The 15,780-nt window shown below is 59.3% G+C and carries 9 protein-coding genes and 1 pseudogene; 5 read left to right on the top strand and 5 right to left on the bottom strand.

Translation table 11 applies throughout. The features are described 5' to 3' along the window. Position 1 precedes the first annotated feature (1 nt). Positions 2 to 949: pseudogene (locus NL64_RS02360) on the top strand (HlyD family efflux transporter periplasmic adaptor subunit). A 188-nt stretch (positions 950 to 1,137) separates the two neighbouring features. On the opposite strand, the gene NL64_RS02355 reads toward NL64_RS02360, so the two are convergent. From NL64_RS02355 to NL64_RS02340, 4 genes are all read right to left on the bottom strand, one after another. Beyond that, complete coding sequence (locus NL64_RS02355; RefSeq protein ID WP_034146548.1) at positions 1,138 to 2,559, bottom strand: efflux transporter outer membrane subunit; 1,422 nt, start codon at positions 2,557 to 2,559, stop codon at positions 1,138 to 1,140. Then, a complete protein-coding gene (locus NL64_RS02350; protein ID WP_034146547.1) occupies positions 2,559 to 5,747 on the bottom strand; it encodes an efflux RND transporter permease subunit in 3,189 nt (1,062 codons plus the stop codon). The genes NL64_RS02355 and NL64_RS02350 overlap by 1 nt, the downstream gene beginning before the upstream one ends. A gap of 15 nt (positions 5,748 to 5,762) precedes the next feature. Then, positions 5,763 to 7,016, bottom strand: coding sequence for a multidrug efflux RND transporter periplasmic adaptor subunit MexE (mexE, locus tag NL64_RS02345; protein WP_034146546.1), 1,254 nt, complete (start codon positions 7,014 to 7,016; stop codon positions 5,763 to 5,765). 303 nt (positions 7,017 to 7,319) lie between these two features. Beyond that, positions 7,320 to 8,237, bottom strand: coding sequence for a LysR family transcriptional regulator (locus tag NL64_RS02340; RefSeq protein ID WP_034146545.1), 918 nt, complete (start codon positions 8,235 to 8,237; stop codon positions 7,320 to 7,322). A 269-nt stretch (positions 8,238 to 8,506) separates the two neighbouring features. Between NL64_RS02340 and NL64_RS02335 the strand changes: the two genes are divergently transcribed. The 4 genes from NL64_RS02335 (at position 8,507) to pgm (ending at position 14,769) form a co-directional block, all read left to right on the top strand. Beyond that, on the top strand, positions 8,507 to 9,529 hold the full coding sequence (locus NL64_RS02335; protein ID WP_034146544.1) for a zinc-dependent alcohol dehydrogenase family protein: 1,023 nt from the start codon (positions 8,507 to 8,509) through the stop codon (positions 9,527 to 9,529). Positions 9,530 to 10,091: 562 nt separating this feature from the next. Beyond that, on the top strand, positions 10,092 to 11,573 hold the full coding sequence (locus tag NL64_RS02330; RefSeq protein ID WP_034146543.1) for a hypothetical protein: 1,482 nt from the start codon (positions 10,092 to 10,094) through the stop codon (positions 11,571 to 11,573). 37 nt (positions 11,574 to 11,610) lie between these two features. Beyond that, a complete protein-coding gene (locus NL64_RS02325; protein WP_034146542.1) occupies positions 11,611 to 13,011 on the top strand; it encodes a PLP-dependent aminotransferase family protein in 1,401 nt (466 codons plus the stop codon). A gap of 111 nt (positions 13,012 to 13,122) precedes the next feature. Next, positions 13,123 to 14,769, top strand: coding sequence for a phosphoglucomutase (alpha-D-glucose-1,6-bisphosphate-dependent) (gene pgm, locus NL64_RS02320; protein WP_034146541.1), 1,647 nt, complete (start codon positions 13,123 to 13,125; stop codon positions 14,767 to 14,769). Positions 14,770 to 14,991: 222 nt separating this feature from the next. Here pgm and NL64_RS02315 read toward each other — a convergent pair whose 3' ends face one another. Next, the gene (locus NL64_RS02315) at positions 14,992 to 15,687 is read right to left on the bottom strand and encodes a pirin family protein (RefSeq protein WP_034146540.1); all 696 of its coding nucleotides are present in this window, start codon (positions 15,685 to 15,687) and stop codon (positions 14,992 to 14,994) included. Positions 15,688 to 15,780: the final 93 nt, after the last annotated feature.

Here is a 15,780-nt window from a genome sequence, read left to right as displayed (position 1 = left end):
CGTGAAGAAGATCCTTGCGCAACTTACGACGCTGGCGGTGGTGGCGCTGGCATTTGTGCTCGGCTAGTTTGCCTGGGAGCATTACACCCGCGCGCCGTGGACCCGCGATGCCCGAGTGCGGGCCGATGTGGTGACCTTGTCTGCCGATGTCGCGGGACGCATCGTCAAACTCGGCGTGCACGACAACCAGCACGTGGATAAGGGCCAGTTGTTGCTGGAGATCGATCCCTCGCGTTACCTACTGGCGGTGGAACACGCCAAACGATCGGTGGAAGTGGCGAAAGCTTCACTCGGGCAATCCGAGGCCACCATTGTTGCCAGCCAGGCGCTGCTCAGGCAGCGTCAAAGCGAAGAACGTCGCCGGCGGACCCTCAAGGAGCGCTCGGCGATCTCCGGCGAAGAGTGGGAGAAATCCAGCACCGAAGTCTCGGTGGCCCAGGCTGATTTGCTGCGCAACCAGGCCAACCTGGGTTTTGCCCAGGCCAACGTGCAACTGGCCATCGCCGCACTGGCCGAGGCTGAGCACGACCTGGCACGTACCCGAGTCGAATCGCCGATCAGCGGCTTTGTCACCAATCTGCTGACCCGCCAGGGCGACTACGCAACGGCGGGTGGTCCGCTGGTGGCATTGGTGGACGCTGACTCGTTTTATGTCAGCGGCTACTTCGAAGAAACCAAGCTGCCGCGAATCAGGGAGGGTGACCGGGTCGACATCGAGTTGATGAGTGGCGAACGTTTTGGCGGCACCGTGCAAAGCATCGCCTTCGCCATTGCCGACCGGGAAAACGTGCCCGGCGGGCGGCTACTGGCCAATATCAACCCCAGCTATACATGGGTCAAACTGGCACAACGGGTGCCGGTGCGGATCAAAATCGATGCTGACTACGCCGGTAAAGACAAATTGCGGGCTGGAACTACGGCAACCGTGACCGTCCAGGAACACCGCTAACCCTGTAGGAGCTGCCGAAGGCTGCGATCTTTTGATCTTGATCTAAAAAAGAAAAGTCAAAAGATCGCAGCCTTCGGCAGCTCCTACAGGGAGTTGTGTTGTGAGCAAAAAAAGCCCCGCGACCGAATGAGGCGCGGGGCAAAGGAATTGGTTGGTTGCGGCCAACCAAAGGAGCTCTTTAAAAAACGTTACTTGCTGGCAACCGTCTCTGGCTGCCAGCCACCGCCGAGTGCCTTGTAGATCGCGACGATGCCGCGGTACAGGTCGACTTCTGCCTGGGCCTGGGTGTCTTCCGCCGCCAGACGCTCGCGCTGGGCATCGAGCAGGACGAGGAAGTCCACCGTGCCTTCGCGATAGCGGATTTCCGCCAGATCGGCAGCGGATCGGCTGGACTCGCTTTGACGAATCAACGAAATCAGACGCTGCTGGCGTTTGCCGTAGTCGCTGAAGGCGTTTTCCGATTCTTCCAGGGCCAGCAACACTTGCTGCTCGTAAGTCGCCAGCGCGCCTTCGGCGTCAGCATCGGCGCCGCGAATACGGGCGCGCACGCTGCCAAGGTCGAATGCGGCCCAAGTGATGCTCGGGCCCAGTGCCCAGGCGTTAGCCGCCGAAGAACCGATCTGCGAACCACGCCCGGCGGTGAAGCCAAGGAAGCCACTCAAGCTGACTTTGGGGAACAGATCAGCCTTGGCCACGCCGATACGGGCGGTGGCCGACGCCAATTGCCGTTCGGCACTGAGAACATCCGGACGGCGTTGCAGTAGCTCACCTGGATCGCCGATCGGCAGAGCCTTGGCAATCGCCGGCAGGTTTTTGGGGCTCAGATCCACGCTCAACTTGTCCGGACGTTCACCCAGCAGCGTGGCGATGCGGTTCTTCTGCCGAACCTGCTCGGCCTGCAGTTGCGGGACGCTGGCTTCAACAGAGGCCAAACGCGCATCCGCACGCTCAACATCGAGCTGATCGCCAACACCCGCATCACGCAGACTGATGGTGATCTTGCGCGACTCTTGCTGGTTCTGCAGGTTGGCCAGGGCGATTTTCTCGCGCAGTTGCGCACCCCGCAGTTGGCCATAGGAGTCCACCAGTTCAGCAATCATGGTGACTTGCAGTTGGTACAGATCCGCTTCGAACGCTTGCTGTTCGGCGTTGGCCGACTCCAGGTTGCGCTGGATTCGACCGAACAGATCGATCTCCCACGCCATGTCCAGGCCCAGGTCGTAGCGTTCGATATTGACCCGATTGGTGGTCTCGCCCGGAATCTGGCTTTTACCCAATTCACCGCTGGCACGGCTGGTGACGGTCGGCATGGCGTCATTGCTGACGTCATCGCGAATCGCCCGTGCCGCTTTCCAGCGAGCGAAGGCTACGCGCAAATCGCGGTTGCCTTTCAGGGACTCTTTCACCAATTGGTTGAGCGTCGGGTCTTCGAACTGCTGCCACCAAATGCCTTCGAAACGCGAGCGGTCGAAGTTTTTCTGGCCGGCCGCACCATCGGTGGCGGTGGTGATGTTCGCCGGGGCAGTGGCTGGGGTCTTGTAGTCCGGGCCGACTGCACAGGCGCTTAGCGCCAGTACCAGCAGGCTCGGCAGGAAGGCTTTCAAACTCATCAATGCGACTCCAGCTGATTTTGCAGTTTCAGCGCTTTGGCGGCCTTGCGTGCCTCACCGCGTTCGACGAAGTTACGGATCAGTACGTAGAACACCGGCGTCAGCAACAGACCGAAGAAGGTCACCCCGAGCATTCCGGAGAACACCGCCACACCCATCGCATGACGCATCTCGGCACCGGCACCGCTGGAGAACACCAGAGGCACCACACCCATGATGAACGCGAAGGAGGTCATCAGGATCGGCCGCAGACGCAGGCGGCATGCTTCAAGCACGGCGGCCAGCGGGTTCATGCCTTCTTCCTGTTTATCTTTGGCAAACTCGACGATCAGAATCGCGTTCTTACAGGCAAGCCCCACCAGTACGATCAAACCGATCTGGGTGAAGATGTTGTTGTCGCCGCCCGAAGCAATCACACCGGTGATGGCCGACAGCAGGGTCATCGGTACGATCAGGATCACTGCCAGTGGCAGGCTCCAGCTTTCGTACTGCGCCGCGAGCACCAGGAACGCCAACAATACGCAGAGCGGGAACACGAACAGCGCGGTGTTGCCGGACAAGATCTGCTGGTAGGTCAGGTCGGTCCATTCGTAGGTCATGCCGTTCGGAAGTTCTTCCTTGAGCAGTTTCTCGATGGCTTTTTCTGCCTGGCCGGAGCTGTAGCCCGGGGCTGCGGCACCGTTGATTTCTGCGGTGACGAAACCGTTGTAGTGCGAGACGCGATCCGGGCCAGAGGTGTCGCTGACCTTGATGAAGGTCGCCAGCGGGATCATCTCGCCCTTGTTGTTACGCACTTTCAGCTGACCGATCTGGTCGGATTCGAGGCGGAACTGCTGTTCAGCCTGAACGTTGACTTGATAGGTGCGACCGAAGCGGTTGAAGTCGTTGGCATACAGCGAACCCAGGTAAATCTGCAGGGTGTCGAAGATGTCGCTGACAGCCACGCCGTGGGTCTTGGCTTTTTCCCGGTCGATGGCGGCATCGACCTGCGGCACGTTCACGGTGTAGCTGGTGAACAGGCCGGCCAGTTCCGGAACGCTGTGGCTCTTGGTGATGATGTTCATGGTTTCTTTGTACAGCTCTTCGTAGCCCAGGTTGCCCCGGTCTTCGATTTGCAGGCGGAAACCACCGATGGTGCCCAGGCCTTGTACCGGCGGCGGCGGGAAGATCGCCATGTAGGCTTCCTGAATCCCGGCGTACTGGCCGTTCAAGGCACCGGCAATCGCGCCGGCGGACATGCTCGGGTCTTTGCGCTCATCGAACGGTTTCAACGTCACGAACACGATGCCGGCGTTCGGGCTGTTGGTGAAGCCGTTGATCGACAGGCCAGGGAAGGCCACAGCACTTTCCACACCAGGCTGTTTCAGGGCCAGGTCAGACATGCGCTTGATCACGTCTTCGGTACGGTCCAGGCTCGCGGCGTCCGGCAGTTGCGCGAAGGCCACCAGGTATTGCTTGTCCTGGCCGGGTACGAAACCGGTCGGGGTGCTGGAGAAACCGAAGAAGGTCAGGACCATCAGGCCGGCATACAGCAGCAGGGCGATACCGCTTGAGCGGATCACGCGGGCAACGGTGCCGACATAACCATGGCTGGCCTTTTCAAAGAAGCGGTTGAACGGACGGAACAACCAGCCACCGAAGATCTTGTCCAGTACCTTTGAGAAACGGTCTTTCGGTGCGTCATGACCTTTCAACAACACGGCAGCCAGTGCCGGCGACAGGGTCAGCGAGTTGAAGGCGGAGATCACCGTGGAAATCGCGATGGTCAGGGCGAACTGCTTATAGAACTGCCCGGTCAACCCGGAGATGAACGCCGCCGGGATAAACACCGCACACAGCACCAGCGCCGTGGCGATGATCGGTCCGGTCACTTCACGCATGGCACGCTTGGTGGCTTCGACCGGCGTCAGTCCCAGTTCGATATTTCGCTCGACGTTTTCCACCACCACGATCGCATCGTCGACCACGATCCCGATCGCCAGTACCAGGCCGAACAGTGACAAGGCGTTCAACGAGAAGCCGAACAAGTGCATCGCGGCAAACGTACCGATCAGCGAAACCGGCACCGCCACCAACGGAATGATCGAGGCGCGCCAGGTTTGCAGGAACAGGATCACCACCAGGACAACGAGGATCAGCGCTTCGAACAGGGTATGAACCACCGCTTCGATGGAGCCGCGCACGAAGATCGTCGGGTCATAGACGATGCTGAAATCCATGCCTTCCGGGAAGTTCTTCTTCAGCTCGGCCATTTTCGACCGAACCTGGTTGGAAATTTCGATGGCGTTGGAGCCTGGACGCTGGAAGATCGGGATCGCCACTGCCGGCTGGTTATTCAACAGCGAACGCAAGGCGTATTGGCTGGAGCCCAGTTCAACGCGAGCGATATCTTTCAGGCGAGTGATTTCACCGTCGTCGCCGGAGCGAATGATGATGTTCTCGAACTCTTCCTCGGACACCAGACGTCCTTGAGTGTTAACCGACAACTGGAACGCCGTGGCATTTGGCGCAGGCGGCGCACCCAGCGCACCGGCCGCGACCTGACGGTTCTGCTCACGGATCGCGGTCACGACGTCGGTTGCGGTCAGGTTGCGCGAAGCGGTCTTGTTTGGGTCGAGCCAGACCCGCAGCGAGTAATCGCCCATACCAAACAACTGCACATCGCCGACACCGCCCAGACGCGCCAGCTCATCCTTGATGTTGAGCAGGGCGTAGTTGGACAGGTACAGCATGTCGTAGCGTTTGTCCGGCGAGGTCAAGTGCACAACCATGGTCAGGTCGGGCGACGCCTTGTCCACGGTGATACCGATGCGCGTCACTTCCTCGGGAAGTTTCGGCTCGGTCCGGGTCACGCGGTTCTGCACCTGCACCTGCGCGTTGTCCAGGTCTGTGCCCAGGGCGAAGGTGATGGTCAGGGTGATCTTGCCGTCAGCGGTCGACTGCGAGGACATGTACAGCATGTTCTCGACGCCGGTGATGGCTTGCTCCAGCGGAGCGGCCACGGTTTCACCGATGACTTTAGGGTTGGCACCCGGGAAGTTGGCGCGGACCACCACGGTCGGCGGCACCACTTCCGGGTATTCGCTGATCGGCAACTGGAACAGCGAGATGGCACCGGCGATCAGGATCAGCAGCGATAGCACCGCGGCGAAGATCGGCCGTGAAATGAAGAATTGGGAAAAATTCATCGGAGTCGTTATCCCTTAACCGCGTGGAGTCGCAGCAGCCACTTTCACAACCGTACCCGGCGCGACCTTGGCAGGCGCGACTTGAGGCAGGTTGCTGGCTTCCAGCGCTTGTCGTTGTTGGGCGAGGGCCGCGAGTGTTTGTTCGCTGGCCATCGGGATCACTTCAGGAGTGACTGGCGAGCCAGGTCGTACCCGTTGCAGGCCCTTGACGATGATGGTGTCGTCCTTGTTCAGGCCGCTGCGCACGATGCGCAGGCCTTCGATTTTCGGACCCAGTTCAACCGCGCGGTAGGCGGTTTTGTTGTCGGCATCCATCACCAGCACGAACTTCTTGCCCAGGTCGGTACCAACCGCTTCATCGTTGATCAGCATGGCGCTGTAGGTGCCGCTGCCCACCAGTTTCAGCCGTGCATACAGGCCCGGCGTGTAGCTGCCGTCGCTGTTGTCGAACACGGCGCGACCACGGATGGTGCCGGTTTTCGGGTTGACCTGGTTGTCGATGAAGTTCATCTGACCCTGGTGCGGGTTGCCGTCTTCGTTGGACAGGCCCATGTAAACCGGGGTAGTGGCGCCGCGTTTGCCCTGGCGAGCGAGTTGCGTGTACTTGAGGAACACACGCTCGTCAGCGTCGAAGTAGGCGTAAACCTTGTCGGTGGAGACGACGCTGGTCAGCGGGGTGGTATCGGCGGTCACCAGGTTGCCAGCGGTGATCTCCGCACGGCTGACGCGACCACTGATGGGCGCGGTGACGCGGGTGAAGCTCAGGTTCAGTTTGGCCAGATCCAGTTGCGCCTGAAGGGCGCCAACGGCTGCGCGGGCTTCTTGTGCGGCGCTGGTACGCGAATCGGCCAGCTCGGCAGAAATCGCGTTGCTGGTGCGCAGGCGTTCACCGCGCTGGGCTTCGTTTTCGCTGCGGGTGGCGTTGGCGCGGGACTGGGCAACCAGTGCTTCGAGGCGGCGGACCTCGGCCTGGAACGGACGGGGGTCGATCTGGAACAGCAAGTCGCCTTTCTTGACCAGTGCGCCTTCAGTGAACGCCACTTCGTCGATCTGGCCCGAGACCCGTGGACGAATTTCTACGGTTTCCGGCGCTTCAAGGCGACCGGTGAACTCGTCCCACTCGTTGACCGGCTGCTCCAGCACCTTGGCGACGCTGACTTTGGCAGCGGGCAGGGTGGCGGCAGTTTCCGGAGCCTTGCCGCAGGCGCTCATCACCAGTACGGCCAAAACGGCCAACGGGAAGCGCAAATGTTTGAGTGACTGTTCCATGGATGCATCCGCCAATGTGTTGAGATTGGCGAATCATGCGCGGCGGGGTTGTATCGGACGAATCGAACGGGGCGAAGGTAACTATCATTCGGAATGATAGGAGAGGCCTTGGCAGCTCTCTAGCCTGCGCCTTCTCTCAGTGGTTGATCAACTTGATTGATGGAAATTCTGTGTTGCTGAAAAAGCATTAATTGGCTTGAGACGAGTCGAGCCCATCGCTAGCAAGCCAGCTCCTACAGGTTTTGCGCAAATCCTGTAGGAGCTGGCTTGCTAGCGATGGCGTCAGAAAGCACAACCATCAATTCAAGCCAGGCTATCCGGATCCCCAAAAAACATCTGAATCCGCGACCGCAACCAGCGCTCCCCCGGATCATTGTCCTGGGACCCGCGCCACGCCATGTGCAGCTCAAAGCTGCGCACCGGTAGCGGTGGGTCTTCAGCCCGTACACCGCCAGCCGCCGTCAGCGCGTCGGCGGTGTAGTCCGGTACGGTGGCGACGATATCAGTGCCGCTCAACAGCGTACTTAACCCGTTGAACTGCGGAACCGCCAGCACCACATGCCGTTTGCGCCCGAGCTTTTCCAGCTCTTCATCAATAAAGCCGCTCAGGTCACCCGCGAACGACACCAGCGCATGCGGGCGCGCGCAGAAGTCGTCCAGGCTCAAAGGCCCTGGCACCGTATCGGCGCGCAGGAGTTTGGGCGAGCTGCGGCGCAGCACTTTACGCTTGGCGTTGGCCGGCAGGTCGGTGGTGTAGCTGACCCCGATGGAAATTTCGCCCGAGGCCAGCAACCCCGGCATCAGGATGTAGTTGACCCGTCGCACCACAAGCACGATCCCCGGGGATTCGGCACGCAGGCGCTTGAGCAACATGGGCAGCAGGGCGAATTCCACATCATCCGATAGACCGATGCGAAACACCGCGGTGCTGGTAGCCGGGTCGAATTCGGCCGCACGACTGACAGCGGTGGAGATCGAATCCAGTGCCGGAGACAGCAGGGCGAAGATCTCCACGGCTCGGGCGGACGGTTCCATGCTGCGGCCGGTACGCACGAACAACGGGTCATCGAACAACCCGCGCAGGCGTGAAAGCGCGGCACTGATGGCTGGCTGGCCGAGGAACAGCTTCTCGGCCGCGCGCGTCACGCTGCGCTCGTGCATCAATGTTTCGAATACGATTAACAGGTTCAGGTCGACACGACGCAGGTCATTACGATTCATCTGGAGTCCTGGCAGAGTCAGCAAACTTGACGTGAGCGGCCATATGAGAACAATGGCCAGCAAGAATATTACGGGGAAAGGCTGGTACTCTGCACCGAGTAATTCAGTTTTCCTACAAAGGCTGCTTCGGTTTCTTACGACATTTGACGATGTTGCCGCCGCTGCGGAATCAATGACAGGCATGTCGACTATTAATAGCCACTGATAGTGTTGGGTTAAAAGCCCAGCTAGAGTTCATGGCATTAGAGGTTTATTTGGCGAGGTTTGCGATGTCCCGCACGATCCGTTTTCACAAGTTTGGTCCGGCCGAGGTGCTCAAATGCGAAGAGCATGCGGCTGCTCTGCCTGCACCGGGTGAAGTGCAGGTGCGCGTCGAAGCCATTGGCATCAGCTGGTACGACACCCTCTGGCGTCAGAACCTGGCGTCGTCCCGTGCTCAACTGCCGGCCGGTATTGGCCAGGAAATGGCCGGTATCGTCACTGCGGTCGGTGAAGGCGTCGATGACCTCGCGGTCGGTGACAAGGTCGCCAGTTTCCCGGCTCAAAGCCCGAATGATTACCCGGTCTACGGCGAGCTTATTGTGCTGCCGCGCTCGTCGCTGACCCGTTACCCGGACGTGCTCAGCCCGATCGAAGCCAGCGTGCATTACACGCCGCTGTTGATCGCTTATTTCGGCTATGTTGATCTGGCGCGGGTCAAGCCTGGGCAATTTGCCCTGGTCACCGACGCCAGTCACTGCGCCGGACCATCGTTCGTACAACTGGGCAAAGCCTTGGGTGTGCGGGTGATCGCTGCCACTAAAACGGCGGATGAGCGTGACTACCTGCTGTCGCTGGGTGCCGAGAAAGTCATCGTCACCGAAGAAGAAGATCTGCTTATGCGGATCAATAAAATCACCGATAACCGCGGCGTGGATGTGGTGTTCGATGGTTTGGGTGGCCCGCAGATGTCGCTGCTTGGCGATGTGTTGGCACCGCGCGGCAGTCTGGTGCTGTACGGCCTGCAAGGCGGCAACCAGACGCCATTCCCGGCCTGTGCGGCGTTCCAGAAGAACATTCAGTTCTTTGTGCACTGCATCGGCAACTTCACTGGCAAGCCGGAACTGGGCATTATCCAGGACCAGGTCGCACTGCAACGTGCCTTGCGTGACATCAACCAGCTGACCGCTGACCGCGTGCTGCTGCCGCTGAAGACTCGGGTCTTCCCGTTTGCCGAGGTGGTCGAAGCACACCGCTACATGGACGAATGTCCATGCCGCGAACGGGTTGCCCTTCAGGTCGAACCGGCCTAAGCCCCTCAAAAAGTCCGTGCCCGCACGGACTTTTTTGTTTTTAGCCCCTGCCACCACGAGACGTCCCATTGACCTGTCGATGGGCCGGTTCAGCAACTGAACTGGTTTTTGCTCTCGATCTGTAGCTTCTAATCAATATCCAAGCCCTGATAATTGGATGATTACTTTCATCTCAAGGAATGAGCCATGACTGGGTATCAGGCTGATACTTTTCAATGCGCACTGTTGATAAATAATCAACAACTAGTGGGCTTCTTCGAAGTGTCCGAAGATCGGATAACTTCTTTCTTTATTTCTTGTACTAAACGTCTGTGGGACTGTGTCGGACATTTCCTAGGACGCAGAGTGTATTCGCATCGAACCGCGCCAGCCGGGCTTTTCGGCAGTCCTGAGCGTGGTCGACACTCCAGTCGCTGTCAAATAAATCAAATGTTGCCTTAAAAACTTAAGTGTTAGCATCCGGCAGTAAAGTCCAGTACTTCAAACATGCCCAGACAATCCCTTGTTCTGTGCGTGCAGCTGTTTGTACCGTTTCGAAACTATGAGCACCAGGTAAATCAAGATGACGAACATCCATGATCAAGCGATGAACTATGTGTATCAACAAGTGCTGCAGCGCCTGCTGAGTTTTTTTTCCCGCGCCGAGCGCACGGCATTGCAGTTGTTGATTCAACGCTTGGCCATGGCCGCCGGCGGCATGGACCGTATAGGGGATTTCAAGGTGCTGGCGATCCAGTCCGGTTCCCGTGACAGTTGTTACACCCTGGCGCTACTGCGCGCTGCACAGTTGACTATCGCCAGTCGCACGCCGGCAACGTTCAAGTTGCGGGTGGCGACGCTGCGCCTGAATGGCACTAGCCCGACAGCGCTGGAAAACATCCATCGCACCTACAGCGCGTTGTTCGTCTACGACGATCCCCGGGTCGAAGTGCTGATGGTTGATCACCGCGAAGTCTTGTCGTTCGACCATCTGGCGCCGATTTCCGATGCTGGACGCGAGGCCAACCGGATGAACCTGCTGATGATGGGACATCGCCAGGCTTCGCTCGGGATGCTTGAATTGGCGGATGATGGGTATCTGGCCACGGGTGAGTTCTTTGGGCAAATCGCCCGTTGGAATCATGGTGTCGATGCGTTACTCAGCGGTGACACGCCGCGCCAGCAGAAGCAGTTTATCGAAGGGTTGAAACGTGCGGCCGCCAAGGCCGGAATCGATACACCGGATCACGATGAGCCGGGCTACGGCGCACTATTCCCGCTACTCGACGCCATGGGTAACGATTGGTATCAGGGCTTGTATCCGGAACAAGACCAGGCGCCCTGGCGCCCCGCAGGACAGTTTGAAGCGTGTCGTCGTAGCACATTCATCGGCATTCACGACCTGTTGGTCAGCAACCTGGAAGAACGCTGGCCGCTGCTCACTGAATTCCTCGGATTCAAGGCTGACGAGTTGGCGGCACAACTCAGCGATAACGAATTCGTCAGCTTCTCTGTCGCGGCGCATATTCAGGGGTTGCAGGCCTGCTTCATGCAGGGGAGTACCTACGAGGCAGGTGTGGCGCAATACCTGCAACGAGCACTGGTGATGATGCGCCGCAAACAGTTACCGGAACGCTTGTGTGAACAAGTGGTGGACGCCTTCGGGCATTCGACGATGCTGGCAGAACAGCGAGTGCGGACAGCTTCCGAAGCTCAACGCACCTTCGGCTTGAACGAGGCCCAATGGGTGTGCCTGCTGTTTGCGCCATTTGTCGAGCAGGGCGCGATGCTTGAACGCTTCTTGCGCCAGTGCCATCCGGGCATGCTCGTGGCCATGCCGGAACTGCACCGGGCCATGCAGGGGCAATTGGTGGCAGACCAGATCATGCAATGGATGGTTGATGTCAGCGGTCTGTCTGTCAGCCAGATCGGCAGGATCTACCAAATGGGGCCGGTATCCGCGTGCCAGGGACAGGTCATTGATGCGGCGAGCGGCGATACCGGAGTGCTGATCGAAGCCGACGACGCTACCTCCTTGAGCTGTGAAAAGTCAGCAGGTCGTTGAAAGTGAATGTCAGTCGTCAGGCATTTGGCCCCTCGCCATGAAAGGCCCGCGTGAAACCGACTTCGCGTACCAGGCGGTGTACCGTTACCTCACCACTCTGATCAGTGAGCCCGTCAGCGATACACGCGTACGATTGCCCTCGTTGCGGCAGCTGGCGCAGCGTTTGAATGTGTCCATCTCGACCATTCAGTACGCGTATTCCCTGCTGGAAAAGGAGGGGCGCGTCTATTCGGTGGCCAAGTCCGGTTACTTCGCACTGCCTATGCCCGCCATCAACACGCTCTACAGTGGTCACGACTTGCTCGAAACCGTTTATGTGAATGCCCGTCGCCCTGGAATGCTGGTCCTGAGTGCCGACGAGCCCGCGTTGTTACAGCCACTCGACAGCCCGTTGTTGTTGCTGGAAAGAGAGCTGCTGCGCCAGTACCCGCGTGCGCCGCAGCCGGTTTCGCAACCTTGCGGCGAACTGGAGTTGCGCACAGCGCTGGCTGCGCGCTACACCACGTCCGCCGTGCGTTGCTGGCACGCCGATGATGTTTTCATTGGCGCGGACCTTCGCGGTGTGCTGGAAATATTGATCGACGTGCTAGCCCTCAAGGACACCACGGTGGTGGTCGAGTCGCCCTGTGACTGGGTGATATTGCGCTTGCTTCAATCCGCCAGCGTGCGGGTGATCGAATGGCCAGTCCTGGCTGACGGCGGCCTGGACATCGATCACCTTGAAGAACTACTGGAAACCGAATCAGTGCGGTTAGTGATGGTCTCGTCCGCGCTGAACATGCCCCGGGGCAGCAGGGCGTCCGACGAAAACCGGCTGTCCGTGGCGCACTTGCTGGAACGGCACGACACTTGGGTACTGGAAAACGATTGTTACGGTGAACTCGGATTTGAGCCGGATGGCCTGCGGTTTCGTGAACTTCTGGCGCCTGAGCGGCTGATCGTGTTCTCCACGTTCGAGAAAATTATCGGCCCGGAAGCCCCTTACGGGTTTTTGCTCTCACGCCATCTGAGCGCTGAATTGCAGCGACACTTTCTGTTTCGCGCCTTTCGCCTGTCACCGATTCGCCAGAAAGCCATTGCCCGCTTGTACAGCAACGGACGTATCGACCAGCATCTGCAAGTGTTACGGCGGCGACTCAAGGACGGCAAAGCGCAGATGACACAGTTGTTGCGGGAGCGGCTGGGTGAAGCGTTGCACTTTGTCGAGCCGCAAGGGGGCGCGACGATCTGGGTTCGCTCGCTGCGCCGTGTCGATGTGCGTCAAGTGTTCCTGCGCCTGCTCAAACAACAGGTGGTGATTGCCCCGGGAGAACTCTTCAGTCTCCGGGGCCTGCATGCGCAACACCTGCGCCTGAGTCACACCTTCGGCGGCGATCACGACCTCGCTGCTGCACTGGGGTTGTTAGGGGACGCCTTGCGCCTGGAAGCGATCGATTGAGCAGGGCGGTAAAACATCGTCCAGACTGATGGATCGATCCCATCGCGCTACGGTCAAAGTGCCAGTAAACTGCGATCCTACTCCTGAACCACTCTATTCCAGAGGTTTTGCATGACACTCAGTCCTTTTGCGGGCAAACCGGCACCGGCAGAATTGTTGGTCGACATCCCGCGACTGGTAACGGCTTATTACACCGGCCAGCCCGACGCCGCCGTCTCGACCCAACGGGTTGCCTTTGGTACGTCCGGGCACCGGGGCAGCTCATTCGACTTGAGTTTCAATGAATGGCACGTCCTGGCGATCAGCCAGGCGATCTGTCTGTATCGCGAGGCCCAAGGTATCGACGGCCCGCTGTTTGTCGGCATCGACACTCACGCGTTGTCCACGCCGGCCGGTGCCAGCGCCCTGGAAGTGCTCGCCGCCAATGGCGTCACCGTGATGATCGCCGAAGGCGACGAATACACCCCGACCCCGGCGATTTCCCATGCGATTCTTTGCTACAACCGTGGGCGAACTTCAGGATTGGCGGACGGCATCGTCATTACGCCGTCCCACAACCCACCGCAAAGCGGTGGCTACAAATACAACCCTACCAACGGTGGCCCGGCCGATACTCACATCACCAAGTGGATCGAAGCCAAGGCCAACGAGCTGCTGAGCAATAAGCTTGCGGGCGTCAAACGCATCAGCTACGAGCAAGCCCTGAAGGCCAGTACCACCCATCGTCACGATTACCTGAACACCTACGTCGCCGACCTGATCAACGTGATCGACTTCGACGCCATCCGTGACGCCAAGCTGCGTTTGGGTGTCGATCCGCTGGGCGGAGCAGGGGTGCGCTACTGGTCGGCGATCGCCGAGCATTACCGTCTGGACCTGGAGGTGGTGAACAAGCAGGTCGATTCGACCTTCCGCTTCATGACTGTCGACTGGGATGGCCAGATCCGCATGGACCCATCGTCCACCCACGCCATGCAGGGCCTGATTGGTCTGAAAGAGCGTTTCGATGTGGCGTTTGCCTGCGACCCGGATCACGACCGTCATGGCATCGTCACCCCGTCCGGTGGCCTGCTGGCGCCGAACAACTACCTCGCGGTATCCATCGACTACCTGTTCCAGAACCGTCCGCAATGGCGTGCCGATGCGGCCGTGGGTAAAACCGTGGTCAGCAGCGGTTTGATTGATCGCGTGGCCAAGCGTCTGGGTCGTCGCCTGTACGAAGTGCCGGTCGGCTTCAAATGGTTTGCCGATGGTCTGTTCGACGGCTCGCTGGGTTTTGGCGGGGAAGAGAGCGCCGGTGCCTCGTTCCTGCGCAAGGATGGCGGCGTCTGGTGCACCGATAAGGACGGGTTGATCCCGGCTCTGCTGGCTGCTGAAATGACCGCGCGCACGGGTCGTGACCCGAGCCAGGCTTATCGTGCCTTGACCGATGAACTGGGCGAACCGTTCTCGGTGCGGGTGGATGCCAAGGCCAACCCCGAACAAAAAGCCCTGCTGAGCAAGTTGTCGCCGGATCAGGTCACCTCGACCGAACTGGCGGGCGAACCGATCCAGAGCATTCTGAGCCACGCACCGGGTAACAATCAGGCGATTGGCGGTCTGAAAGTCATGACCGAAAACGGCTGGTTCGCGGCGCGTCCTTCGGGCACCGAAGACATCTACAAGATCTATGCGGAAAGCTTCATCAGCGACGACCACCTCAAGCAGTTGGTGGCTGAGGCGCAGACGTTGGTGGATGGCGCCATCTCCGCCAAATAGTTAAGGGGCCTGCTCTCCTGCAGGGGCGGGCTGACCTTTTTATGGGCACGCTCCCCTGTAGGAGCTGCCGAAGGCTGCGATCTTTTGATCTTCAGCATTCTTCAGATCTCTAAGCAAGATCAAAAGATCGCAGCCTTCGGCAGCTCCTACAGGTGGTGTGTAGAACAAAGTAAAAGGGGCGACCTACATGGTCGCCCCTTTTTTTGCCCCGCATTTACCGATTCAAGCCAGATCCACCAACACGATCTCACTGTCCTCGATCGCCGTCACCCGCAACACCTGCTCTTGCGCAACCGCAACACCGTCTCGAGCTTGTGCACGCAAGCCATTGACTTCAATAACACCCGTGGCTGGTACAAGGTAAGCGCGACGGCCGCTGTCCAGCTGGTATTCAGCGGTTTCACCGGCCTTAAGGTTCGCCGCCACCAAGCGCGCATCGGCGCGGATTCGCAGGCTTTGATCGTCTCCGGCCTTGCCGCTGGCGAGGGTTACGAAACCTTCGCGCTGGCCTTTCGGAAACGGCTTGGCGCCCCAGGAAGGTGCCACGCCGGATTCGTTAGGAATGATCCAGATCTGGAAAATCTTCGTCGGTGCCGCTTCCAGGTTGTATTCGCTGTGAGCGATCCCGGTGCCGGCGCTCATGACCTGAACGTCACCCGCTTCAGTGCGACCCTTGTTGCCCAGGTTGTCCTGGTGAGTAATTGCACCTTCGCGGACATAGGTGATGATTTCCATGTCCCGATGCGGGTGCTGCGGGAAACCGGTGCCGGGCGCGATCACGTCATCGTTCCAGACCCGCAGGTTGCCCCAGTTCATGCGTTTCGGGTCGTGGTACTCGGCGAACGAAAAATGGTGATGGGCATCCAACCAGCCATGGTGAGCACCACCGAGCGAATTGAAAGGTCTGAGTTCAAGCATGATCGTCTCCTGAAAAGGTTCGTCATGGGGCAGTGCGCCTGGGCCACGAAGCGAGACCGGTGGTTGATGGTGGGCATCATCCATCAGGCACTG

It is taken from the genome of Pseudomonas fluorescens (assembly GCF_000802965.1).
Taxonomy (GTDB): Bacteria; Pseudomonadota; Gammaproteobacteria; order Pseudomonadales; family Pseudomonadaceae; genus Aquipseudomonas; species Aquipseudomonas fluorescens_A.
This window is presented reverse-complemented; position numbering and strand designations above follow the sequence as displayed.

Bases quoted from the DNA above. Each gene is read 5' to 3' on its own strand.
- NL64_RS02355 (WP_034146548.1), bottom strand. From the start codon at position 2,559: ATGAGTTTGAAAGCCTTCCTGCCGAGCCTGCTGGTACTGGCGCTAAGC.
- NL64_RS02350 (WP_034146547.1), bottom strand. From the start codon at position 5,747: ATGAATTTTTCCCAATTCTTCATTTCACGGCCGATCTTCGCCGCGGTG.
- NL64_RS02330 (WP_034146543.1), top strand. From the start codon at position 10,092: ATGACGAACATCCATGATCAAGCGATGAACTATGTGTATCAACAAGTG.
- pgm (WP_034146541.1), top strand. From the start codon at position 13,123: ATGACACTCAGTCCTTTTGCGGGCAAACCGGCACCGGCAGAATTGTTG.
- NL64_RS02315 (WP_034146540.1), bottom strand. From the start codon at position 15,687: ATGCTTGAACTCAGACCTTTCAATTCGCTCGGTGGTGCTCACCATGGC.
- mexE (WP_034146546.1), bottom strand. From the start codon at position 7,016: ATGGAACAGTCACTCAAACATTTGCGCTTCCCGTTGGCCGTTTTGGCC.
- NL64_RS02325 (WP_034146542.1), top strand. From the start codon at position 11,611: ATGAAAGGCCCGCGTGAAACCGACTTCGCGTACCAGGCGGTGTACCGT.
- NL64_RS02335 (WP_034146544.1), top strand. From the start codon at position 8,507: ATGTCCCGCACGATCCGTTTTCACAAGTTTGGTCCGGCCGAGGTGCTC.
- NL64_RS02340 (WP_034146545.1), bottom strand. From the start codon at position 8,237: ATGAATCGTAATGACCTGCGTCGTGTCGACCTGAACCTGTTAATCGTA.